General features: G+C 42.8%; 26 protein-coding genes. 21 read left to right on the top strand and 5 right to left on the bottom strand.

What is annotated here, in order from left to right; translation table 11 throughout:
• Window positions 1-4 precede the first annotated feature (4 nt).
• The 17 genes from HMPREF1534_RS08875 (at window position 5) to HMPREF1534_RS08955 (ending at window position 14,815) form a co-directional block, all read left to right on the top strand.
• Window positions 5-1,549, top strand: coding sequence for an MATE family efflux transporter (locus HMPREF1534_RS08875; RefSeq protein ID WP_005940626.1), 1,545 nt, complete (start codon window positions 5-7; stop codon window positions 1,547-1,549).
• Window positions 1,546-2,661, top strand: coding sequence for a glycosyltransferase (locus HMPREF1534_RS08880; protein ID WP_005940623.1), 1,116 nt, complete (start codon window positions 1,546-1,548; stop codon window positions 2,659-2,661). The genes HMPREF1534_RS08875 and HMPREF1534_RS08880 overlap by 4 nt, the downstream gene beginning before the upstream one ends.
• A gap of 97 nt (window positions 2,662-2,758) precedes the next feature.
• The gene (locus tag HMPREF1534_RS08885; RefSeq protein ID WP_018452374.1) at window positions 2,759-3,928 is read left to right on the top strand and encodes a glycosyltransferase; all 1,170 of its coding nucleotides are present in this window, start codon (window positions 2,759-2,761) and stop codon (window positions 3,926-3,928) included.
• 246 nt (window positions 3,929-4,174) lie between these two features.
• A complete protein-coding gene (locus HMPREF1534_RS08890) occupies window positions 4,175-5,155 on the top strand; it encodes a glycosyltransferase family 2 protein (protein ID WP_005940617.1) in 981 nt (326 codons plus the stop codon).
• Window positions 5,156-5,158: 3 nt separating this feature from the next.
• Window positions 5,159-5,839, top strand: coding sequence for a hypothetical protein (locus tag HMPREF1534_RS08895; protein WP_005940614.1), 681 nt, complete (start codon window positions 5,159-5,161; stop codon window positions 5,837-5,839).
• Complete coding sequence (locus tag HMPREF1534_RS08900; RefSeq protein WP_005940610.1) at window positions 5,827-6,900, top strand: ParB N-terminal domain-containing protein; 1,074 nt, start codon at window positions 5,827-5,829, stop codon at window positions 6,898-6,900. Before HMPREF1534_RS08895 ends, HMPREF1534_RS08900 begins: the two co-directional genes overlap by 13 nt.
• A gap of 1 nt (window position 6,901) precedes the next feature.
• Complete coding sequence (locus tag HMPREF1534_RS08905) at window positions 6,902-7,942, top strand: acyltransferase (protein WP_005940607.1); 1,041 nt, start codon at window positions 6,902-6,904, stop codon at window positions 7,940-7,942.
• A 10-nt stretch (window positions 7,943-7,952) separates the two neighbouring features.
• Entirely contained in the window at window positions 7,953-9,167 is a 1,215-nt protein-coding gene (locus HMPREF1534_RS08910; protein ID WP_005940605.1) for a glycosyltransferase, read from the top strand.
• A 5-nt stretch (window positions 9,168-9,172) separates the two neighbouring features.
• On the top strand, window positions 9,173-10,237 hold the full coding sequence (locus HMPREF1534_RS08915) for an EpsG family protein (protein WP_005940602.1): 1,065 nt from the start codon (window positions 9,173-9,175) through the stop codon (window positions 10,235-10,237).
• A complete protein-coding gene (locus tag HMPREF1534_RS08920) occupies window positions 10,230-11,033 on the top strand; it encodes a glycosyltransferase family 32 protein (RefSeq protein ID WP_005940598.1) in 804 nt (267 codons plus the stop codon). The genes HMPREF1534_RS08915 and HMPREF1534_RS08920 overlap by 8 nt, the downstream gene beginning before the upstream one ends.
• Window positions 11,033-11,833 (top strand): glycosyltransferase, encoded by an 801-nt coding sequence (locus HMPREF1534_RS08925; RefSeq protein WP_005940596.1) that lies wholly within the window; start codon window positions 11,033-11,035, stop codon window positions 11,831-11,833. Before HMPREF1534_RS08920 ends, HMPREF1534_RS08925 begins: the two co-directional genes overlap by 1 nt.
• The gene (locus HMPREF1534_RS08930) at window positions 11,830-13,017 is read left to right on the top strand and encodes a glycosyltransferase (protein WP_005940593.1); all 1,188 of its coding nucleotides are present in this window, start codon (window positions 11,830-11,832) and stop codon (window positions 13,015-13,017) included. The genes HMPREF1534_RS08925 and HMPREF1534_RS08930 overlap by 4 nt, the downstream gene beginning before the upstream one ends.
• 185 nt (window positions 13,018-13,202) lie before the next feature.
• Window positions 13,203-13,457, top strand: coding sequence for a type II toxin-antitoxin system Phd/YefM family antitoxin (locus HMPREF1534_RS08935; protein ID WP_005940590.1), 255 nt, complete (start codon window positions 13,203-13,205; stop codon window positions 13,455-13,457).
• Window positions 13,450-13,725, top strand: coding sequence for a Txe/YoeB family addiction module toxin (locus tag HMPREF1534_RS08940; protein WP_005940587.1), 276 nt, complete (start codon window positions 13,450-13,452; stop codon window positions 13,723-13,725). The genes HMPREF1534_RS08935 and HMPREF1534_RS08940 overlap by 8 nt, the downstream gene beginning before the upstream one ends.
• A 157-nt stretch (window positions 13,726-13,882) precedes the next feature.
• Window positions 13,883-14,098: a DUF3791 domain-containing protein gene (locus HMPREF1534_RS08945; protein WP_025066784.1), complete on the top strand. Its 216-nt coding sequence runs from the start codon at window positions 13,883-13,885 to the stop codon at window positions 14,096-14,098.
• Window positions 14,095-14,571, top strand: coding sequence for a DUF3990 domain-containing protein (locus HMPREF1534_RS08950; RefSeq protein WP_005940580.1), 477 nt, complete (start codon window positions 14,095-14,097; stop codon window positions 14,569-14,571). The genes HMPREF1534_RS08945 and HMPREF1534_RS08950 overlap by 4 nt, the downstream gene beginning before the upstream one ends.
• Window positions 14,572-14,599: 28 nt before the next feature.
• Complete coding sequence (locus HMPREF1534_RS08955) at window positions 14,600-14,815, top strand: DUF3791 domain-containing protein (protein WP_005940577.1); 216 nt, start codon at window positions 14,600-14,602, stop codon at window positions 14,813-14,815.
• Between the two features lie 45 nt (window positions 14,816-14,860).
• Here HMPREF1534_RS08955 and HMPREF1534_RS08960 read toward each other — a convergent pair whose 3' ends face one another.
• From HMPREF1534_RS08960 to HMPREF1534_RS08965, 3 genes are all read right to left on the bottom strand, one after another.
• Window positions 14,861-15,316: an N-acetylmuramoyl-L-alanine amidase gene (locus tag HMPREF1534_RS08960; protein WP_005940574.1), complete on the bottom strand. Its 456-nt coding sequence runs from the start codon at window positions 15,314-15,316 to the stop codon at window positions 14,861-14,863.
• 19 nt (window positions 15,317-15,335) lie between these two features.
• Window positions 15,336-15,440 carry a smalltalk protein gene (locus HMPREF1534_RS20345; protein ID WP_005940571.1) on the bottom strand — a complete coding sequence of 35 codons (105 nt, stop codon included), beginning with the start codon at window positions 15,438-15,440 and terminating at the stop codon, window positions 15,336-15,338.
• A gap of 69 nt (window positions 15,441-15,509) precedes the next feature.
• Window positions 15,510-15,983 carry an HU family DNA-binding protein gene (locus HMPREF1534_RS08965; RefSeq protein WP_005940569.1) on the bottom strand — a complete coding sequence of 158 codons (474 nt, stop codon included), beginning with the start codon at window positions 15,981-15,983 and terminating at the stop codon, window positions 15,510-15,512.
• A gap of 210 nt (window positions 15,984-16,193) precedes the next feature.
• Between HMPREF1534_RS08965 and HMPREF1534_RS08970 the strand changes: the two genes are divergently transcribed.
• Window positions 16,194-16,433 (top strand): DUF4248 domain-containing protein, encoded by a 240-nt coding sequence (locus tag HMPREF1534_RS08970; protein WP_005940567.1) that lies wholly within the window; start codon window positions 16,194-16,196, stop codon window positions 16,431-16,433.
• Window positions 16,434-16,593: 160 nt separating this feature from the next.
• Here the strand turns inward: HMPREF1534_RS08970 and HMPREF1534_RS08975 are convergent, their stop codons facing one another.
• Window positions 16,594-18,516, bottom strand: a complete 1,923-nt coding sequence (locus HMPREF1534_RS08975) for a bifunctional DNA primase/helicase (RefSeq protein ID WP_005940565.1) — start codon at window positions 18,514-18,516, stop codon at window positions 16,594-16,596.
• Between the two features lie 57 nt (window positions 18,517-18,573).
• The gene (locus HMPREF1534_RS08980; protein WP_005940563.1) at window positions 18,574-19,581 is read right to left on the bottom strand and encodes a hypothetical protein; all 1,008 of its coding nucleotides are present in this window, start codon (window positions 19,579-19,581) and stop codon (window positions 18,574-18,576) included.
• 124 nt (window positions 19,582-19,705) lie between these two features.
• Between HMPREF1534_RS08980 and HMPREF1534_RS20680 the strand changes: the two genes are divergently transcribed.
• The 3 genes from HMPREF1534_RS20680 (at window position 19,706) to HMPREF1534_RS08985 (ending at window position 21,161) form a co-directional block, all read left to right on the top strand.
• A complete protein-coding gene (locus tag HMPREF1534_RS20680; RefSeq protein WP_005940561.1) occupies window positions 19,706-19,858 on the top strand; it encodes a hypothetical protein in 153 nt (50 codons plus the stop codon).
• A complete protein-coding gene (locus tag HMPREF1534_RS20340; RefSeq protein WP_018452378.1) occupies window positions 19,855-20,004 on the top strand; it encodes a hypothetical protein in 150 nt (49 codons plus the stop codon). The genes HMPREF1534_RS20680 and HMPREF1534_RS20340 overlap by 4 nt, the downstream gene beginning before the upstream one ends.
• 140 nt (window positions 20,005-20,144) lie before the next feature.
• Complete coding sequence (locus tag HMPREF1534_RS08985; protein WP_005940557.1) at window positions 20,145-21,161, top strand: NAD-dependent epimerase/dehydratase family protein; 1,017 nt, start codon at window positions 20,145-20,147, stop codon at window positions 21,159-21,161.
• Window positions 21,162-21,166 lie beyond the last annotated feature (5 nt).

Here is a 21,166-nt window from a genome sequence, read left to right as displayed (position 1 = left end):
GTAAATGTCAAGCGATATATCTCAAAATAATAAACGTATAGCTAAAAATACTCTTGCTTTGTATTTTCGCACATTCATAACGATGATTGTGGGACTGTACACCGGTCGTGTGATGCTTCAGGCATTGGGTGTTGATAATTATGGTATTAATGCAGTGGTAGGGGGGATAGTGGCAATGAGTTCACTCATTACTTCTACTATGTCGGCAGCTATCGGACGGTATATCACTTATGCACTGGGTAAGGGCGATCGTGCTCGGCTGCAAGTGATGTTCTCCACTTCTATCAATGCGCAAATCGTGATGGCAGTCTTGGCAGCTGTGGTGCTTGAAGTGGCAGGGGTCTGGTTTCTCAATAGTGAAGCCAACATTCCCGAAGGACGTATGATAGCGGCTAATTGGGTGCTCCATTGCTCCATTATCAGTCTGATGATTTCGCTTGTCAGCACTCCTTTTAGTGCTTTAATAGTGGCTCATGAGCATATGACTATCTATGCATATATGAGCATTGTGAATGTTACGTTCAAACTCGCTATCTGCTTTCTGATTATGATGTATGGTGGTGACAGATTGATATTGCTTGCACTGTTGCAAGTGGCGGTAGCTTTGCTGATGCGTGTGTTCTACGGATGGTATTGTGCGCGCCATTTCGAGGAGGCTCATTACAGTCCTACGATGTTTGACAAGGGATTATTGCGCGAACTCACTGTGTTTAGCGGTTGGAATCTGCTTAACCATGGTGCTTATGTGTTTTCTACGCAAGGGGTTAGTATGCTGGTCAATGTATTTTTTGGCGTAGTTTATAATGCTTCCCGTTCGGTAGCATTGACGGTGAACGGAGTTGTACAGGGTTTTGTGGGTAATTTTACTATGGCATTTTCGCCACAAATTACCAAAAGCTATGCAGCGGGTGATAAAGCTTATGCCATTCTTTTGGCAAACAGAGGCACCAAGTTTACTTGGCTGATGATGTATATTTTCATCGTTCCGGTTTGTATGGAAGCCGAAACCTTATTGCAACTTTGGTTGGGGCAGGTACCTGTGCTTGCTCCGTTGTTTCTACGGTTTGCTATGTTTGAGTCTTTAGCTTTCTCGTCCGGACAAAATCTATTTAAGTTGGTGCAGGCAGATGGTAGAGTGAAACAATATAATATTCATGTCACGCTGTTTATGGGAGTGATTTTTCCGTTGACATGGATTGCCTATCGTATGGGGGCTCCGGTGTGGTCGGGTTACCTTTTCTATATTGTTATTTTTTTTCTGCTTAATTTTGTCCGTTTTTACGATCTCAAATGCTTGATGACATTTTCAGTGAAGCAACATCTGCGTGATTGCATTTATCCTTGCCTGATAGTCTCTGTTACCTCATTTATTCTGCCTGTTATTCTGGCGCAGTTCATGGAGCAAGGAGGAGTGCGATTCTTTATCATGGTTCCTGTCTCTGTTTTGTGGACAGGGGGGTGTTGTATCATTTTTGGTCTTTCGCAGGACGAACGGCTTTTCTTTTGGAATAAGATGCAGTCAGTGTTGAAAAGTAAAATGCCTAAATGAAAATTTTTATATATGCTTTGAAGATGACTGTAGGCGGAGTAGAAAAAGCTTTGTTGGGACAACTGACCCAATATCCGCCTGAAAGTTGTGATGTGACATTGTTGTTACAGGAGAAGTGTGGTGACTATTTGGCTTTTTTGCCTAAGCACGTCAAGGTAGTGGAACATGAAGAATGGAAGAGAGTGTGCAACTTAGTGCGTAATCCTGTTCATATATCCGCTTTAAATGCTATGAAATCAGGACGATTTTTGCAGGCTTTACGTTTGCTGTTGATATTTATACAGACTAAAGTGCGGAGATCATATCAGCCTCTCCATAATTATGTGCAAACATTACTGAGTGATTATCCCGGTGAATACGATCTTGCCATTGATTATGCCGGACCTACAGCGTTTACCGCTAATTTTGTAGCGAAGAAAGTGAAGGCAAAAGAAAAATGGACGTGGGTTCATTTTGATGTAGATAGGTTTCCGGTTGACCGAAAGGTAGTAAAAAATATTTATTCTGCTTTCCATAAAATAAATGTGGTTTCGGCAGAAGGTAAGCGTCACTTTGATTTGCAATTTCCAATGTTTGCTCAGCGTACTTCTATTGTCTATAATATTATTGATAGGGAAAGTATAGAGTCTTTAGCTAATGCTATACCCAATCCTTATCAAGATATAAAAGCAAAGATTATCATCTGTACGGTGGGGCGTATAAGTAGCGAAAAAGGGCAGTTAACTGCTATCCATGCGTTGAAAGAACTGGTGGATGGTGGAGCAGATGTACATTGGTGCTTTGTCGGAACGGGTACAGATGTAAAGAGATGTAAAGAGGAGGTAATGAAACTAGGATTGGAAAGTCGTGTTACCTTTGCCGGATTGCAAACCAATCCTTATCCTTGGATGAAACATTGTGATATTTATGTACAACCTTCTGCTCACGAAGGATTTTGCATTACTTTAGCTGAAGCGAAAATCTTTAATCTTCCCATTGTTTCAACTTCATTTACAGGAGCATTTGAGCAGTTACAAGATTATCTTCCTTTGCATGCTGTTGTTGAATATAATGCTCGAGAAATAGCAGGAGGGGTAAAGGGATTGCTTAAATGTTTATCACCTATCTCTTAGATGCGCAAGCAGTGATATGTGCTTTGCTCAATTTACCAGTGGGTATCTTGCTGGCTTATGCTTATCACCGATTATTGAAAGCAACGATATATTCCAAATGAAAAAGAAAGTTCTGTTCATGATAGATAGCCTCACATGTGGTGGGGCAGAGAAAAGTTTAGTCAGCCTGCTTCCGTTGCTCAACTACGACAAGGTGGATGTTACACTGATGCTTGTGGGGCGTGGCGGAGTGTTTGAGAGCTACGTGCCAAGACAGGTGAGGGTGATAACTTATACACCGGGTGCAGAGACATTGCTGCAAAAAGCATGGTTGCGTCTTTGTCGCATGGCATTCTCAATCTTGTTGCGGGTGAACAAGTATCGCCATCAACCGCTAAACTCTCCTACTATGGAGTGGATGACTTGTAGTACTGCCATCCGTCCGCACAAAGAGCATTATGATGTAGCTATTGCTTATCAGCAGGGATTTCCATGTTGGTATGTGTTGGAAAAGGTGAGTGCAGATAAGAAGTATGCTTGGATTAATGTAGATATAACGAAAACCAAGTTTCGGTTAGGTTATGTAAAACGGTTTTATGACCGTTACGATGGAGTGATTGCCGTGAGCAATGCATTGTATGAAATTATACTCAAGATAGGGCTTGTTGATAAAAAACGTCTTCATTGCGTGTATGACATATTAAATCAAGATTTAATTCGCAGGCAAGGTAGTGAGCCTTTCGGGGGTGAGGTGCCCGACAAACATGTGGTGACCATTGTGACAGTGGCACGTTTGATGCTTCAAAATAAAGGTCAAGACCTTTGTATTGAAGCATCGAAAATACTACAAAATAAAGGTTACAGATTCCAGTGGTTTTTTGTGGGAGACGGTCCTAGCCGGCAGGAAATTGAACGGTTGGCAAAAGAGCGCGGAGTAGATAAAGAAATACGTTTGGTAGGTATGCAACCTAATCCTTATCCTTATATTCAAGCAGCGGATGTTTATGTTCAATCTTCACGTTATGAAGGGTTTGGTCTGACTGTTACTGAGGCTAAAATATTGGGGCGTGCCATTGTGTGTACTAATTTTCCTACGGCTTTCAATCAGTTGGAAAATGAAAAAAACGGACTTATCGTAGAGATGACAGCACAGCAGATTGCCGATGGGGTGGAGCGTCTCATAAAGGATAAGGCTCTTGCACAACGTTTGGCGCAAGCTGCTGGTAGCGAGGTGAATACCACATCCGTCACCGAAGCGAAGAAAGTGATGGAGATGATACTGGCTTAGAAAATTAGTTATAATGTTGTTTAGATATTGATTTGGTGTAGGTTATGCAGCGTATGTAGCATCACGGCTTAAACGAAATATAATTCGTAACTTGATTATATCTAAGTGTTTGATGGATGTTTGAGCGTATATAAGCTTCATATTAATAGGGGAGTATATAACAGACCTTGAATGCAAACTGCAAAGTATTAGTTGCGAATATGTTTTAGTCGACTTATTTAATCTGAAACAATAAATACAGTTAGTATGACCTTTCTTTCAGTAGTAATTCCCGTTTATAACGTTCGTGATTACCTTGTTCGTTGTATAGACAGCGTAATTGCTGAGTGTGACAATATTACCTATGAAGTATTGTTGGTAGATGACGGTAGCACCGATGGTAGTGGACGTTTGTGCGATGAGATAGCCGAGAGGTTATCTCATGTGATGGTTTTACATAAGCCCAATGGAGGATTATCAGATGCCCGCAACTACGGCGTGGCACATGCTGTCGGTGAATATGTATTCTATCTCGACAGTGATGACTATTTGGTAAAAGATGGTTTGCGAGCGGAAATGGAAGCAGCGAAAGAGCTTGGGAGCGATGTGGTGTGTGGTAACTTTTATTACAACTATTCCGATCATGTTACATTATTTAATGACCAGCCCTATCAGACATTTACCGTAGAAGGGGGCGAAGAGGCTTTACGACTGCTTATCGAGGGTAAATATTATCAAAACTTCGCTTGGGGCAAACTGATAAGGCGCGAGTTGGCGCAGAAGTATCTCTTTCCCAAAGGACGGTTGTTTGAAGATACCTATTGGTTTCATCGTATTTTGCACAGTGCTCGTAAGGTGACTGTTGTAAATGCCCCGGTGGTGTATTACGAACAAAGGGATGGTAGCATTTCATTTCAGTATAAGCTAAAGAACCTTGATATACTGGATGGATATGCCGAACGTCTTGATTTTTTGCTGACGTACTATCCGGTGTTAGCAGATAGTCATAAACGTCTAATGGCTCAGACCTGCATTGATCACTCGTGGATGATATGCCGCTATTTGAAAAATGACGAAAAAAAGACAGCTATAGCTCGATTGCGTTGCGTCGTAGCGGACTGTAACTTACAAGAAAACGCTCTGCTGAATAGTATGCAGAAAAGGAAGTTACAAATGATAATGAAAAGTATGCTGATGTATAAATGTAGTACAATTCTTGATAAAATTATAAGGAAAATACTGAAATAAAAAATGGAATATACACATATTGCCGACATGTTCGACCGCTTGAATAAAGCAGGGTGTGAATATGTGGTATTGAGGAACTATGATAACCTGCTGGAGGATGAGATCTATATGGCTGGTCATGGTGATATTGATATGCTTTGCCGTGATGTAAAAAAAGTTGTATCAGCTATTCATGCTAAGCCATATAGACCTCAGTATGGAGAGATGGGGGATAATGTACATTTTTACATTATTTATCAAGGCAGACAAGTGAGTGTGGATATACGCAGTGTAGGTGATGGGTATTATTGCGAAGAGTGGGAAGATGCGATATTGAAGCAGCGTGTTCCACATGAATGTTTTTATGTGATGAATGAGGAAAATCATTTCTATTCGTTAATATATCATGCTATCTTTCAGAAGTCTGCATTGAGCGATGAATATCGGTTGCGTTTGTCTGAAATGTGGGGAAAAGGTTTGCAAACAGAAGAAAAATTGATAGATATATTGGAGAATTACATGGTCCGACAGGGTTATAAATATGTTTATTGCAAGGATTTTTATGTGCCGTTGCGTCTTTGTATGCACGATAAGTCGCTTTGCTGTTACACATGGGCTGACCGATTACCACATTTGAAGTTTGAAATGTATGTGAATTTGATAGCGTTATTGGTAAAAATAAAGCATACGATATGCAGAAGATAAATTTCAGTTTGTTACAGCCTCATACTGTAAAGTTGTATAATCTTGAATGTAAAGAGTACGAAGTGCAGGATGTTCCGGCAAGGTCACTGTTAGTGGGCAGCCGGTTTGATCTTTTTGCAAAACTTTACTACATTCGTCATCGTCAAACAGATAATGTGATGGCACGTGAAGTTTACAACCAACACATTAAAGCCTTTAATCCTGATTTGAAAGAACCTGGACGTGAAGATAAAAATGGTTATGACGATTTTATTGATGCGTTTGATGCGCTTATAGATGATTTAACTGTCAATGGATTCGACCCGGATAAGTCATTGATTCCTATTGATGAAAACGGAATTATTCTTGATGGGGCACACCGCCTCTGCGCGTTGGCTTTTGCTGATAAGCAAGTGCGCATAGTAAAGTTTAAGCAAGTGACTAGTAATGGACGCTTTGATTATGAGTATTTCTTGAAACGAGGGTTGAGTCGGAAAACCGCTGACATCATAGCTGGTGAAATGGTGCTTTGGTTGCCGAATGTATTGATAGCTTGTTTATGGCCTCGTATGGGTGGAATGGAAGCCAAGAAGGAAACGTTAGAAATGATAACCAGGCAATATCCATTGTGTTATGTCAAGGCTATTTCTACTAGTCTAGAATCATTTGTACATTTTATTGCCAAGGTTTATGAACAGCAGTCATGGGTGGGTAACGAAGCTAATCAGTATGCCGGTGCGCGCGACAAGGCTTTAAACTGCTTTGCTTCCAACAAACAGATCGTTTTTGCCCTTTTTGAGGCTGATAGTTTGGCTGAGATAATAGCTTTTAAAGAGAAGGTACGACAACGTTTTCAAAGTGAGAAACATTCTATTCATATCACAGACAATGCGGGCGAATCCAGGGAAATAGCTAAAGTAATATTTGACGCTGAAGAACTTGAAAAATGGAATCAACCAAGTAACAGCTTTATTGTTCACCTATGTGAGACATTGAATGAAAAAGTATTTTATTTTAAAAATGTAACATTTATCAATTGGAAAGTAGCAGTGGCTAAAGTGTTGAATAAAATTAGAAAATAACATGATAAATAAGAGATTAGAGTATCTTGATATTATTCGTGTAGTAGCTTGTTTGATGGTTATTGTCATGCATGCCCCTATATCCGGAGATGGAGCGATGACTCACGGGTCCTTTCTTGTGTTCACTAGTTATTTGACAGCCCCTTGTGTACCTTTGTTCTTTATGGTAAGCGGAGCTTTACTGCTACCATGTAGAGAAGGGATAACGGCAAGAGCGTATTTGGCTAAACGGATAGGGAAGATAGTAGGTCCTACGGTGTGCTTTTCGTTGTTTTATATAGTGTTGAATATCAGACAAATGGAAATAGGGGGGGGTAAAACAATTTTACTAAATTTATTGTCAATACCATTTAGCGCACAGGGGCATGGTATCCTTTGGTTTATGTATACATTGATGGGATTGTATTTGCTTGTGCCTATTCTTTCTCCTTGGATAAGACGGGCGTCTAAGCATGAAATAGAACTCTATTTAGTCTTATGGTTTGTTACGCTGCTGTATCCTTACATCGGGCTTCTGTTACAATGTAATACAGGCAATACCGGAGTGTTGTACTATTTTTCAGGTTATGTGGGATATTTCCTACTGGGGCATTATTTGAGTAGAAACATGTTGCCTTTGAAAGTCTTGCTTCCTGTGTCTTTGTTCGTATTGCCATTACCTTTATTCAATAAACTGTTGGGATGGGGACTTGACTTTTACACTGCTTTTTGGTATTTGTCTGCTCCTGTTGCTATTCTGACAGCGTCTTGGTTTTGCTGTATTAAACGTTTCTTTTCAACTGTTGGTATGAGATTGAGTTCATTAACAAAAGCGTTAACGGTGGTCAGTAACCTGTCTTTCGGTATCTATTTGGTTCATATCTTTGTGATGCGCACGTTGTTGTGGAACTGGTCATTCATATACTCGATAAAGAATTATTATTTACAGACTTTTATCATAATAGTACTCACATTTATGGGGTCGTTTGTAATTGTTTATTTACTATCCCGGTTGCCACTGTCGCAATACATCATTGGTTATACTGTACGAAGAAAAGAATAATAAAACATAAATGAAGAAACGAATATTTATTAATATTCACTATTTGGAGATTGGAGGAGCAGAACGTGCTCTGCTGGGTTTACTCTCGTCTCTCAATCCTGATAAAGTAGATATAGACCTGTTTGTCAATCAGCATACCGGTGAGTTTATGCCACTTATTCCTGAATGGGTGAATTTGCTGCCCGAAATTTCGGAATATACTTGTATTGAGCGTCCTATTACTACCATTGTCAAGGAAGGACATGTGGGGATTGCTTTGCGCCGTATATGGGCAAAGCATAAGCACAAACAATATCTTAACACTTTGACTGTCGAACAGCGGCAACATGATGCCAGTGTATTCCAGTATGTGGCAGATGCGGTGGAAGGGGCTTTGCCTTCTTTGGCTCATTTGGGTGAATATGATTTGGCGATAAGCTTTTTGCAGCCTCACAACATTGTTCTCAATAAAGTAAAGGCTAAAAAGAAGATATGCTGGATACATACTGATTATTCTACCATCCATATAAATCATGATTTGGAGTTACCTGTGTGGAATGCTTTCGATTATGTGGTTTCCATCAGTAATGATTGCATTCGTGCTTTTGTACAGACATTTCCTGAATTGAAGGATAAGATAGTGTTGATAGAAAATATTCTCTCGCCATTGTTTGTGCGTCAGCAGGCAGATTTGTACGAGGTGAAAGCAGAAATGCCCGACGAACCGGACGTGGTGAAGATACTCACGATAGGTCGCTTTTCTCCCCCCAAAAAAATAGAGGGTATTCCACACATTTGCGCTGAGATGGAACGGTTGGGAGCAGATTTTCGGTGGTACGTGATTGGCTATGGCCCCGACAGAGAAATTCAGGAAGCTCTTGACAAGTATGGTATGCGCCACCGCATGAAACTGTTGGGGAAGAAGAGCAATCCCTATCCCTATATCAAGGCATGCGACATTTATGCGCAGCCCAGTATCTATGAGGGAAAGAGTGTTACTGTTCGTGAAGCGCAAATACTTTGCAAGCCGGTGGTCATCACTGACTATCCCACTGCCAAAAGCCAGATAACACACGGTGTGGATGGAGTGATTGTGCCGCTTGATGAGGTACAGACGGCTATGGGGATAGTGGATTTTATAAACAACGGCGAGCTGAGAAATAAGATAGTGTCGCATCTTCACACACATGATTTCGGTAATGAAATAGAGGTGGAGAAAATTTATTCGTTGATACATGATAAGTGAAAATTATGATTCCCGCATTTTTATATAAATATATCTACTTTCTGATTATTACTGTTTTGACACTGTCGGAAGTGCAGCGTTTAAGAAGTTTAAACGAAAAAGAGGGGAGTTTGGGTAGCTTGTTCCTATGCTTATTTATGGTGTTTTTTATAGGATTCCGTCCTGTATCAGGGCTTTTTGTGGATATGGTTAATTATGCCCATTGGTGGGGAGGAGATTGGCAAGGCTTTGATTGGAATACGGAAAATCTGTTATTTGATAATCTCTATCAATACATGGGAAGTGTTTTTCCTGATGCAACCTTTTTCTTTGGCTTGATAGCTGCCATTTATTTTATAGGTATGTTTGTTGCCTGTCGTAAGTTGTTTCCATCCAATACATTAATTGTATTCTTGGTTTGTTTGGCTGCATTTTCTACCTTTTCGTATGGTACGAATGGTATTAAGGCAGGGGCAGCTGCTTCTTTATTTTTGGTAGCATTGGCATATCGGAAACAGCTTGTGGTTTCTATTTTGTTTTTGCTTTTGTCGTTGGGTTTTCACCATTCCATGCAAATGCCGGTAGCTGCTTATTTGCTGACATTGATTTTTAAGAACGAGAAATGGTATTTCTATGGGTGGCTGTTCTGTCTGTTAATGGCTGTCGGGCATGTCTCTTTCTTTCAGAATCTGTTTGCCGGGATGACAGATGAGTCGGGTGCAGCTTATCTCAATTGGAATCCTAACGAGGATTGGGGAGGAAAAAGTGGTTTCCGTTTAGACTTTGTGATATATAGTGCAATGCCTGTTATTATGGGTTACTATGTGAAGTTTAAATATCAACTGGAGGATAAACTATATGATACAATGCTAAATATATATTTAACTTGTAATGGAATATGGATGCTTTGCATGTATGCGCAGTTCACTAATCGTATTGCCTATTTGTCGTGGTTCATATATCCGATTTTGTTGGTTTATCCTTGCTATGCCATTGGAGATGAAACTCATCCATTGGTGTTGGTACGAAAAAAAGTGGTATTGCTACATTTGGCTTTCACCTTGTTTATGGCTTTTATTTATTATGCTTAATATGATACCTAAAATAATTCATTATTGTTGGTTTGGCGGTAATCCCCTTCCCGAAGATGCACAAAAATGTATTGCATCATGGAAAAAGTATTTGCCCGGATATGAGATAAAAGAGTGGAATGAGAGTAATTTCGATGTGAATTGTTGTCCTTATGTGAGTGAGGCGTATCAAGCAAAGAAATATGCATTTGTAAGTGACTATGCACGTTTTGAGGTGCTTTATCGCGAAGGAGGATTATACTTTGATACGGATGTGGAAGTTATCCGAAATATGGATCATATCGTAGCTGCCGGAAACTTTATGGCATTTGAGAAGAGTTTGGCTACTAAGTTGCAGGAAGAAGGTTCTGTATCGACTGTAAAAGCAGTAGGTGTAAAATCGGGTCTTGCTCTTGGGGTTGCTCCGGGCCTTGGCCTCGGGGTTGCCCCGGGCCTTGGCCTGCTGCATGAATTGCTCGAGTTTTATCAGGCGAAAGAGCATTTTGCGGTGGAAGACGGCACGGTGGTGGATTACACCACAGCTCTGCTTCGGAAACATGGATTAGTGGAAGAACATCGGTTGCAACAGGTGGCGGGCGTGACGATATATCCTGTAGATTACTTTTGCCCGATGGATTCAACTACGGGGATTATCACTCTGACAGACAATACAGTTTCTATTCATCATTATTCCTGCTCTTGGATAGACCATAATACTTTCAGTTGGCGTTTACATATACTTAAAAACAAGCTGATAGGTTTATTTGGTGAGAAATGGATAATGAAAATAAGTCGTATATTAAAAAGACATATATAATGAATGATATACCACGCATCACGATCATCATGGGCATCTACAATTGTGCAGATACTTTGGTAGAGGCGTTGGAGTCTTTAGAAGCTCAAACTTATAAAAAGTTTAAGGTAATTCTTTGCGATGATGGGTCAAAAGATAATACGTTAGAGGTTGCAAAAAAGTGGGCGGAAACGCATCCTGGTTATAAGGTGATACGGAACGAGAAAAATATGGGATTGAATGCCACATTAAACCGTTGTTTGGAGTATGCCGATACTGAGTTTGTGGCTCGTATGGACGGAGATGATCGGTCACTTCCACACCGCTTTGAGCAGGAGGTGAATTTCCTTGATGAACATCCGGAGTTCGCTATTGTAAGTGGTCCGATGCTCTACTTTGATGAGAATGGCGTATTTATGAAGGGGAGAGGTCATGGTGAGGTGACCAAACGGAGTTTTATAGCGGGTTCGCCTTTCTGTCATGCGCCCTGCTTGGTGCGACGCGAAGCCTATGAAGCGGTAGGGGGATATTCGGAGGATAAGAAGCTTTTAAGAGTAGAGGACTACCATTTATGGTTTAAGATGTACGCTGCCGGATATAAGGGATATATGCTCAAGGAACCTATTTATGAAATGCGTGATGACAGGAATGCTACCGTCAGAAGAAATTGGTTGACGCGAAGGAATGAAGCTTATGTGCGTTACATCGGTTATAAAATGTTAGGTTTACCTGTGTGGACATATGTGTACTGCTTGCGTCCTTTGGTATTGGCTGCGATGCCCCATAGATTGTATGAATATTTGCATAAGAGAAAGAAATGAATAAGACGATTCGACAAGATTGGTGCAATCGAAAGAAATCTTTCTTTATCACTACCACTATTCCTGCTACATTAGGATTTTTCAGAGGGCAGTGTAGTGCATTGAACGAGTTGTATGATGTATGTGCAGTGTCGTCGCCGGACAAAAGACTGACGGCTTTTGCCGAGCAGGAAGGCATTCGATGTACTGCATTGAAGATGGAAAGAGAAATTTCACTTTTCAGTGACTTACTGTCGCTATTAAAGTGGATTTTTCTACTAAGTAGAGAGCGCCCTTATATAGTACATGCCAATACTCCCAAGGCATCGTTGCTGGCAATGGTTGCTGCGTGGATTACGTTTCGTCCCATACGCATATATATGTGTCACGGATTGCGTTATCAGGGTTGTATGGGCATGAAGCGGAAACTATTAATGACAATGGAGCGTATTTCTTGTTTCTGTGCCAACAGGGTGATATGTGTGAGCAATGGAGTACGGGAGCAGTTGGCAGAGGATGGCATTTGTTCACTGAATAAGTCGAAGGTGATTTTGCATGGCAGTGCTAACGGTATAGATACAGAATGGTTTAATCCTGATATTGTGGATGAATCTGCTGTAAGGATGCAATACGGAATAGGAAATGAGGATTGGACTTGTCTCTTTATTGGACGTATGGTTCGTGATAAGGGAGTGGTAGAGATGGTTAATACAGTAGTGCGGTTACACAAGGAGGGTTTTCCGGTGAAGTTGCTGTTGGTAGGTGGTCGCGAAGATAATTTGGATGCATTGCCTGATTATACCGAGCAATTGATTAAGGAATCGGACTATATTGTGGAATGTGGTAAACAAAAGGATGTACGTCCGTTTATAAAAGCATCAAAGTTACTGCTGTTGCCTTCCTACCGGGAAGGGTTTGGACAGGTTTTGGTAGAAGCAAACTCTTTGGGAGTTCCGGTGGTAGCCTCGCGTATTGTCGGTTGCAAAAATGTAGTGTCGGAAGGAGTGAATGGTCTGCTATGTAATCCGCGTGACGAGAAGTCCCTTTATGAATGTGTGTCTCGACTCTTAGATGACAAGAAATTCTATCTTTCCATAAAAGAGCAATGCAGGGCTTATGCTATTGATCGTTTTGATCATCCTAAGGTGTTAAAGGCCTATATGGAATATTATCGTTCTTTTACGACACTTGCTTATAAAAAATAAAGGCTCCCGGCATACACCGGAAGTCTTCCACTAATAGAAACAATTTTATAAATCCTTATATTCCCGGCTTTCCTTGAAACAAGGGCATGCGCACCATTCTCTTAAATATCAATAATGATATATACCAAATTTGTACGCGATTGTGTTGTTCACTATCTTTGTTTTAAATTAAAATACATAATGCTATGTTGATTATAAGCAGTAGAGAATTCAGAGACAACCAGAAGAAGTATTTCGATTTGGTTGATAATGGTGAGCAGGTGATTGTCCAGAGAGGGAAAGACCGTTCGTACAAACTTGTTCCTGTCACGGATAGTGATGTCTGTATGACTGAGGAAGAGTTCTACGAAAAGATAGACCGTTCTATCCGGCAGGCAAAAGAAGGCAAAGTATTAAGAGTATCATCAGATGATGACCTTAAAAAGTTGCTTTATGATTGAGTATGAGCTGGAGTTTACTCAAGATGCGTTGGATGATATTCAAAGGCATAAGAAGAGCGGGAACAAACCCCTGCTCAAGAAATTGGAGAAACTGCTGGGGGAACTAAAGCAGCATCCCACAACGGGCACCGGACAGATTGAGCTCCTAAAACACTATAAGGAGGAAACCTGGTCGCGGAGAATAAACGATGAGCATAGGCTTGTCTATCGTATTAAAGATGAGGTAGTGACAGTCCTCGTATTATCGGTGTATGGGCACTACAAGTAAGAAATGGATGGCAGTCTATTCATAAGCTTATAAGGATAGAGACAGTTATTTAGATGCTGACTGTGAAGCTCTTTTGATTAAAAAATGTTGTTGTGATAGGAAATCTGAAAAGGAATTCGTTTCTTTGTATATTCAGATAAAATCGGGAATAATGGATATGAGCTTTGAACAATTGAATTTTGTTGTATATTGTATTGGTAGTGTTGCTGATGCATTAAAAATGAATGCACGAAAGGTACATCAGTTGTTGAAAACTTCTGGTATTCTAAATAATTATATTATTCCAAGCTATGATGTTTTACATACATTCAGTAAAGAATATCTAGTTGAGGATGTTGTTTCTTTGATGAAAGAGAAAGGGGTGTTGCCATGATATTGTATCATGCTTCTACTTCCGTCATTGAATTGCCGGACATACTGCATTCTCGTGATTGTTTAGATTTTGGCAGAGGATTCTATTTGACTATATTTCGTGAACAGGCTGAAAAGTATGCCGAGCGTTTTCTTCGTAGGGGAAATGAGGCTTACATCAATATATATGAAGTTTGCGGTGATTTATCCGGTTTCAAGAAAAAAGAGTTTACGGCTTATAATGAAGAGTGGTTAGACTACGTTATGAAGTGCCGTCAAGGTCATCAAGTGGAATCTTTTGATTGGATATCCGGCGGAATTGCTGATGATAAAGTCTTTAATACGATAGATTTGTATTTTGCGAATATGATAAGCAAAGATGAGGCTTTACATCGATTGGTATATGAAAAACCTAATCAACAAATTTGTATAACCAGTTCAAAACTGCTTACTGAAAATTTGCTTTTTAAAGAAGCTATTAAATTATCTCTATAAAATGTTGGCAAATAAAACGATACTCCAAATGAAATACGCAAGGATAATAAAACTCTTTGCCGAAAAGGGGCATCTTACTTATGAGGATGCCATGGATAAGTTTTACAACTCTGATACATATACGATTATCAGTGAGGGAGTGGCGGATATGCATTGTATGAGTGACGAATATTTGGCAGATGAACTTCTGCTGGAATTTGGAATGATGCATGCACCGGGAACATCACTTGCCTTTAAAAAATAAAGGCTCCCGGCATACACCGGAAGCCTTCCACTAATAGAAACAATTTTATAAATCCTTATATTCCCGGCTTGCCTTGAAACAAGGGCATGCCTTGTGAACATTCGTAGAGAGTTCGTTGTGTCCCGCAATGCGGGCTTCGGGATAATCCAACCGAAGTTGCCGCAACAGTGCTATCAGCGCGATTTTCTGTTCCATGGTCCGTGTGTCGGCAGGTTGTCCCTGTTCGTCCAGACCGCCTTCGTAACACACTCCGATGCTGTGGTCGTTGAAACAGCGGGCATGGGCGCCGATATGGTCTATCGGGCGGCAGACATGGGTGATACCGTCGCGGGTGATGTAGAAGTGATAGCCGATATCGGCAAATCCACGCTCCTGCACGTGACAACGGCGGAGAGCTTCCACCGGGAAGCTGCGGTCGGCGCGCGTGGCAGAACAGTGAACTACTATCAAGGCAATGCGCCGGTAGTTTTGATACTGTGAACTGATGTTGTCGTAAGTCATTTTTAGTAAGGATTAAAAATCAGATACAACTTTGAATACCCAGCACACCGCCTATGGCGGTGGCTACTGCAATAATTACTTTGATAATGATGCTCCAGGTTGATTTTCCTTTTGGTTTTTCCATAACAGTGGGGTTTAAAATGATACATAATTTTTTGTATTAGGGCGGACACACGGGTCCGCCCCCTACGGTCTAGACAGCCGGTTCTTCCTTGGACTTGAGCAGGTCTTCCACCACTTTGCCTTCTTTCTCGGCACGCAGTGCGGCTGCTTGTGCGGAACGGCTGGCAACGGGCTGGAATTCCAGATTGCCGAAAATGGTCTTCAGGTCTTCTCCGGGGACGTACTGGATGTTGATGCCGGTGATGCACGAGGCGGTAAACTTCTCCAGACTGTCGGCTCCGCGACTGGTGATTTGAAGACGGAACTTGCCTAAATCGCCGAAGTCTACCTGTTTGCCTTCTTTCAGGGCTTCCAGCAGATTGTCTACGGTGGCGGTAAGAACAGCCACTACATCGGCGCGGCTCACGGTGGTCTGTGAGGACACACGTCTGCTGAGCTGTTTCAACGAAAGTTCACCGTTCATCTGAGCTGTGGCGTAAGCCTTTGGAGATGCTTCCCTTTCCAACGGATTGGGGCGTAATGAAACACTGTAATTTAATGCCATAATGTTACTGTTTTTTAAAGATTAATATTAATTGAACATGACAAAGATAGCATTGCGGAGGAACGGAAAAATGAAAAGCTATGAATGCCTGTGAAGTGCTGTGGCAAAGTATGACAGAGTATGAATTAAGATGAATTAAAGCACTTTATATAGTTGGCTATACGGTTGATTTTCATTACATTTGTTCTATTAATCAAATAGAAAAATGATATGAATCAGAGAGAAGACGAGAGGGAAGGATGGCCGGTGAAACCTTATTACAAACGAGACTTGGCGGTGGCATACGCTCCCGATATCACTCCGGTGGCTGCACTTAACCGTCTGTCGTCATGGGTGCATCACCACAAGGTGCTTTACCGTGCTTTGGCGGATTCGGGGTATACCGACCGGCAGCGGATGTTCAATTCGGTACAGGTGGAGCTGATTTTCCGGTATTTGGGAAGGCCGTAGGGACAGACCCGGTGTCTGTCCGCATGTCGGTTTTCCGTATGTTGGCAACGCGGACGTATGCATGAGCTTACACGTATATACGTGCAGCCTCACACATATATATGCGCAGCCCCACACATACGTTCGCATGAGGCGATGCATACGTTCGTGTGGACGGCCTTTATTCCGCGCGGCATTCCTCTTCGCTTTCGTGCTCTTCATAGCGTCCGCAGGGACGGCGGGTGTAATACACGGTTCCTGTGCGGCAAAGCTCCTGGTCGCGTACCTTCAGCATGTCTATGCGCGTAAAGGCGCGGTCGGGCTCCGATATACGCGAGACGGTGAGAATGAAATCTGCCAGGTTTGCCCAGTTCGCACTGCCCGATATGGTGTACATATTGATGGCTTCCAGTTCGTTCCGGCCGTTCACGGTCTTCAGTCCGCGCGGATGCGCCACGATGACCACCCAGATGTGGTTTACACGTCCCCATGTCTGAAACTTGGTGAGCATCGCCTTGATGCTTTGCGTTTCGGTTTCGCCGTTGCCGCTTTGTGTTTCGATGAAAAGATAGGGGTCTACCACCAGATATTTCAACGGATGTGTGCGGCGCACCCGGTCGGCACGGTTCAGGATGTTTTCGGGCGTGGGCGGTACTTCGTGCATATCCAGATGAATCATGTGGGTATCCAGAAAGTCAAGATAGGGCGTCAGTTGTCCGTCGGTATAGGCGGTGGTGTTGGCTTTGCCCAGCATCAGGCTCACCAGCCGGGCGATGTGCTTGTTCTTGTCGGGAACCTCAAAGGAAAGATAGCATACAAACCGGTCGGTCTGCTGCATGATGCGGCAGGTCAGGTCGTTTAGAAAATCGGTCTTGCCGCTGTTGGGCATGCCGGTTACGATGATGAGCCCGCCGATGTCGGTGGGATGGAAGATGCGGTCGGTCAGCGGGCCGTAGCCCACGCTGTAACCGTGGTCGTATTCGCCGTGGAGCACACGGATGACTTCATCCCTTCGCTCCGCCACGGTGATGATATCGGTGGTGTGGCGTACGCTTGCTCCATCGATGACACTGCGCACCACTTCGATGCCGTATTGCAGCATCACGTCGCCTATGTCCTTGCATCCGCCGGGCAGGGTGACGAAGAGGCAGCGGGCGTTGAAGTAGTCCGACAGCCGCTTGGTGAGTATGCGGCCGGGCAGGTCGGTGTCACCGCAGACCACGATGTGGTCCACCTGTTCCAGCCATGGGAGAAACGCTTCGAAGGATTTGCCCAAGTCGCTTGCGGCTCCCGACGGTACGCTGATGACATATCGGTAGCCGGCTTCTGCCAGCACCAGCGTGTCTTTTTCGCCTTCCACCACGATGACCCGCGGAATGGTTTCTTCCTCCACGAGCAGCGGATTGAGGCAGTCGATGTTGTAAGGGGCGCAAGGCGTGGTGGGTGAGTCCTGTCCCCAGAACTTGCTGTAGGCGGTGGGTTTTCCCTCTTCCTGCCTGGCCGAGGGCGATGGACTGCACGAGCGGTACTTGGCGTTGACGGGGTGTCCGTCCACATAGTTCACGTAGGCGATGCAGGGGAACACGTTGGATGCCTGTTCGCTCTTGTTCTCGCTGTCCTTGGTGATGCAGTAATGGCGCAGGCAGCCTATCCGGGCTGTGATGGCGGTGGCGAGGGAGATGCCTTGGTCCAGGAGGTAGCGGCGCGCGGCGAGCTGGTCGGGGTCGGTACAGTCGGGCGAGTCGGTGAGGGGTTTGATTTTCTGCATTACTTCGGCGGTCAGGGGCTTGTAGTCCGAGGGCAGCATGGGCACTTCGCCCAACGTGCTTTGAGCGTCGTTTCGGGCGGTCTTGTATCTGTTGCCGCTGCGGGTCGGGGCATATCCGGCAGCTCCCGCGGCATATTGCGGAAACATGGGGCGGTCTGCCTTGCAGAAGTCGGTCAGTATGCCGTTGAAGTTACATCCTGCGTAGAAGCAGTGGTACACACCTTTTGCTTTGGAGATGGACAGATGGGGTGTTCCGCATTTGGGGCATACGGCAACAAAATTCTTTCCCGCGCTTTTGCGGTCGGGGAAGTCTGAAAGAGAATAATAAGGCTTCATATCAATTTTAAAATTAGAATGTAAAAAATAAAAAATCATGGTTGACAGGGAACTGCTTCAGGACCCGGAGTGTTGACCGTCGATGTCCACCCATTTTTGTGAGAGGACGTTCCAGATGGCTTCATCGGAGGACCGTGGCGGTGCATCCGCCGGTATTTCCACTTTTCCGTCTATGGGGTCGTCATAGTATCGGATATCTTTGTCGGCATCCTTCCATTCGAATGGCGAGACGGGACGGAATTCACGGAGTTTTTTGCGTTGTTCTTCCAGTTCCTTCAGCAGTGTTTCGCCCAGTTTTTGTGTGGCTTGCTGTATCAGGTTCTCCCCGTGGCGGGTCTTGATAAGGTTTTGCAGCCAGATGATGCGTCCGTTGTGCGGTGTTTTGGCAAAATTGGACTGGGCATCGAAGTGAGGAATCAGGAATTCGTTCACCAGAACGACCAGCGCATCCAGTGCGCGCGGTCGGGTGTAGCGGTAACCGGCAACGATACGGTCGATAATCGGCACCAGTACTGCCTGCTTCTCTTCAGGAGTGGCATTGAGTTTGTGAAAGAACTCTTTGGCAGATGAAGAAGCTTTTGGAGCTTCATCGCCGTGAGGCGTTCCGGCAGGATTTTCAGAAGAATTCTCCGAAGGAGATATATTATTATTTATATTATATAATATATTAATATTAGTTTTTGAATTTGTTTCTGCGGGAGAAACTGCGGGAGAAACCGCCGGAGAAACCGGAGCAGAAATAGAATTCGTCGATTGATGATGCCATAAGGGAGTGAAGAATGCGAGAATCTCAGTTCGGTTTTCATTCCATACCAGTTCGAATGATTTGCATTTTTTGATGTATTCCAATATGTCCGAAGTATGTATGGTTTTTAGTGCCAGACAAATTTGATAGAGGTTGTTGATGGGGTATACTCCATCTTCATTCATGAAATGGGGCATACCCAGATAGAGATCCAGTAATTTCAGACAGGCAGAGTCGCTGACTCCCCATGCCTTCCATTGGTGAATCATTTTCTGTATTTCACGGATGGATACGTTTTGTTTCAGTGCTTTTATAGCCATAAGAGATATTGTTTTAAGTTAATTCTTGCGAAGTTAGGAAAGAATAAGTTGGTATTACTTCCCGCTAGGGAGAAGTAAAGACACGTTTGTTGTATATAATTAACAATTAATAAAAGAAAGTAAGATGAAGAACAGACAGTTCGATACAGAGAAGTTGGCAGCAAGCATCAAAGTGCTTGTTAAAGCTGCCGGATTGCGTAATTCAGAGGTTTGTAAAGACGTTCGTATGAGTCCCTCTTGTTACTACAGGACTCTTAAAGGTAAACTGATGATTTGAGTTTTTATGCTGTTATTATTCATTTTCTGATTATCAACTGCCGTGATTGCGGTGTGGAGACTCAGATGGAAGCGGTGAAACGTGAATGGTGGAATGTGGTAATGGAGAATGAATGGGAGTTAAAAACGGTAGATAAAAGTAGATAAAAAAGAAGAAAGACCATGTATCGTAAGTATTTAAAGCGTTGGCTTGATTTTGTTATTGTATTGTGTGCCGGCTGTCATTTGTTCGATATTGGTTTTAGTCACCTTGTGTGGTATAAAAATAATAAATAACATATTAAAGAATGAAAACAGTAATAGTTTTTGGAGCGACTGGTAACTTGGGTGCTTATGTTGCGCTCCACCTGAAAGCTGTAGGATATGACGTAATTGCTGTGGGTCATCGTAAGAATGATAATGGCTTTTTCGCTTCAAAAGGTATGAAATATTATTCGGTGGATATAATGAATCCGGAAGAGTTTAAGCAATTGCCTTCAGAACACATTGATTGTGTGGCTCATTTCGCGGGAGAATTGCCTTCTCGTTACTCTTTCGATGCAGCCGGATTAGTGAAATCAATCACCATTGGAACGCTTAATGTACTCGAATATATGCGTTCGTGTGGTTGCAAGAAAATCATTTTTCCGCAAACACCTTCGGATATGTGCAAATATCATAATAATGGTTCTGTGATACCGGTGGATGCTCCTCGTCATTTTCCGCTTACCGGTGATCATAGTGTATATACTATTGCTAAAAATGCAGCGGTGGATCTCATCGAGCATTATCATGCCGAGTATGGATTCAGCCGTTTCATATTGCGTTTTTTCACCATCTATCAGTATCATCCCAACGCTTACCACTATCGTGATTTCCAGTTTCATCTAATGCCCTATCGTATGCTTATGGACAGGGCTTCAAAAAGTCTTCCGATTGAAGTGTGGGGAAACTGCAAAAAGGCCAAAGAGATGGTTTATATCAAAGACTTTGTACGGGTGGTAGAAAAGTGTGTGTCATCTCCGCTTGAAGGCGGTATGTACAATGTGGGTAATGGATGGCAGGTATCGCTTGAGGAACAGATAAAGGGTATCATCGAGGTATTTTCTCCCAAAGACAAACCTTCCCAGATGATTTATTGCCCTGAGAAATCCGACCCTTTGGAGAATGCTTTCGATGTGAGCAAAACGTTCAGCGAACTTGATTATAAGCCAGAGTTCAGCTATATTGACCAACTTCGCGACTTTAAGAAAGAAATGGAAGAGGAGCCTATGGCTCAATTGTGGGGTGTAAAGACCGATTATCCCAAGAACTGTAAAAAATAGATGAG

The sequence above is a fragment of the Phocaeicola massiliensis B84634 = Timone 84634 = DSM 17679 = JCM 13223 genome, assembly GCF_000382445.1.
Classification (GTDB): Bacteria; Bacteroidota; Bacteroidia; order Bacteroidales; family Bacteroidaceae; genus Phocaeicola; species Phocaeicola massiliensis.
Note: the sequence above shows the minus strand (reverse complement) of the source record. Positions and strands in the feature narration are given on the sequence as shown.

Excerpts from the sequence above, each read along its gene's own strand:
- HMPREF1534_RS08970 (WP_005940567.1), top strand. The coding sequence starts at position 16,194 with ATGAATCAGAGAGAAGACGAGAGGGAAGGATGGCCGGTGAAACCTTAT.
- HMPREF1534_RS08945 (WP_025066784.1), top strand. The coding sequence starts at position 13,883 with ATGAGCTTTGAACAATTGAATTTTGTTGTATATTGTATTGGTAGTGTT.
- HMPREF1534_RS08880 (WP_005940623.1), top strand. The coding sequence starts at position 1,546 with ATGAAAATTTTTATATATGCTTTGAAGATGACTGTAGGCGGAGTAGAA.
- HMPREF1534_RS08950 (WP_005940580.1), top strand. The coding sequence starts at position 14,095 with ATGATATTGTATCATGCTTCTACTTCCGTCATTGAATTGCCGGACATA.
- HMPREF1534_RS08920 (WP_005940598.1), top strand. The coding sequence starts at position 10,230 with ATGCTTAATATGATACCTAAAATAATTCATTATTGTTGGTTTGGCGGT.
- HMPREF1534_RS08885 (WP_018452374.1), top strand. The coding sequence starts at position 2,759 with ATGAAAAAGAAAGTTCTGTTCATGATAGATAGCCTCACATGTGGTGGG.
- HMPREF1534_RS08890 (WP_005940617.1), top strand. The coding sequence starts at position 4,175 with ATGACCTTTCTTTCAGTAGTAATTCCCGTTTATAACGTTCGTGATTAC.
- HMPREF1534_RS08930 (WP_005940593.1), top strand. The coding sequence starts at position 11,830 with ATGAATAAGACGATTCGACAAGATTGGTGCAATCGAAAGAAATCTTTC.
- HMPREF1534_RS08925 (WP_005940596.1), top strand. The coding sequence starts at position 11,033 with ATGAATGATATACCACGCATCACGATCATCATGGGCATCTACAATTGT.
- HMPREF1534_RS08910 (WP_005940605.1), top strand. The coding sequence starts at position 7,953 with ATGAAGAAACGAATATTTATTAATATTCACTATTTGGAGATTGGAGGA.
- HMPREF1534_RS08915 (WP_005940602.1), top strand. The coding sequence starts at position 9,173 with ATGATTCCCGCATTTTTATATAAATATATCTACTTTCTGATTATTACT.
- HMPREF1534_RS08905 (WP_005940607.1), top strand. The coding sequence starts at position 6,902 with ATGATAAATAAGAGATTAGAGTATCTTGATATTATTCGTGTAGTAGCT.
- HMPREF1534_RS08965 (WP_005940569.1), bottom strand. The coding sequence starts at position 15,983 with ATGGCATTAAATTACAGTGTTTCATTACGCCCCAATCCGTTGGAAAGG.
- HMPREF1534_RS08895 (WP_005940614.1), top strand. The coding sequence starts at position 5,159 with ATGGAATATACACATATTGCCGACATGTTCGACCGCTTGAATAAAGCA.
- HMPREF1534_RS08935 (WP_005940590.1), top strand. The coding sequence starts at position 13,203 with ATGTTGATTATAAGCAGTAGAGAATTCAGAGACAACCAGAAGAAGTAT.
- HMPREF1534_RS08980 (WP_005940563.1), bottom strand. The coding sequence starts at position 19,581 with ATGGCTATAAAAGCACTGAAACAAAACGTATCCATCCGTGAAATACAG.
- HMPREF1534_RS08900 (WP_005940610.1), top strand. The coding sequence starts at position 5,827 with ATGCAGAAGATAAATTTCAGTTTGTTACAGCCTCATACTGTAAAGTTG.
- HMPREF1534_RS20345 (WP_005940571.1), bottom strand. The coding sequence starts at position 15,440 with ATGGAAAAACCAAAAGGAAAATCAACCTGGAGCATCATTATCAAAGTA.
- HMPREF1534_RS08875 (WP_005940626.1), top strand. The coding sequence starts at position 5 with ATGTCAAGCGATATATCTCAAAATAATAAACGTATAGCTAAAAATACT.
- HMPREF1534_RS08960 (WP_005940574.1), bottom strand. The coding sequence starts at position 15,316 with ATGACTTACGACAACATCAGTTCACAGTATCAAAACTACCGGCGCATT.
- HMPREF1534_RS08955 (WP_005940577.1), top strand. The coding sequence starts at position 14,600 with ATGAAATACGCAAGGATAATAAAACTCTTTGCCGAAAAGGGGCATCTT.
- HMPREF1534_RS20680 (WP_005940561.1), top strand. The coding sequence starts at position 19,706 with ATGAAGAACAGACAGTTCGATACAGAGAAGTTGGCAGCAAGCATCAAA.
- HMPREF1534_RS08975 (WP_005940565.1), bottom strand. The coding sequence starts at position 18,516 with ATGAAGCCTTATTATTCTCTTTCAGACTTCCCCGACCGCAAAAGCGCG.
- HMPREF1534_RS08985 (WP_005940557.1), top strand. The coding sequence starts at position 20,145 with ATGAAAACAGTAATAGTTTTTGGAGCGACTGGTAACTTGGGTGCTTAT.
- HMPREF1534_RS08940 (WP_005940587.1), top strand. The coding sequence starts at position 13,450 with ATGATTGAGTATGAGCTGGAGTTTACTCAAGATGCGTTGGATGATATT.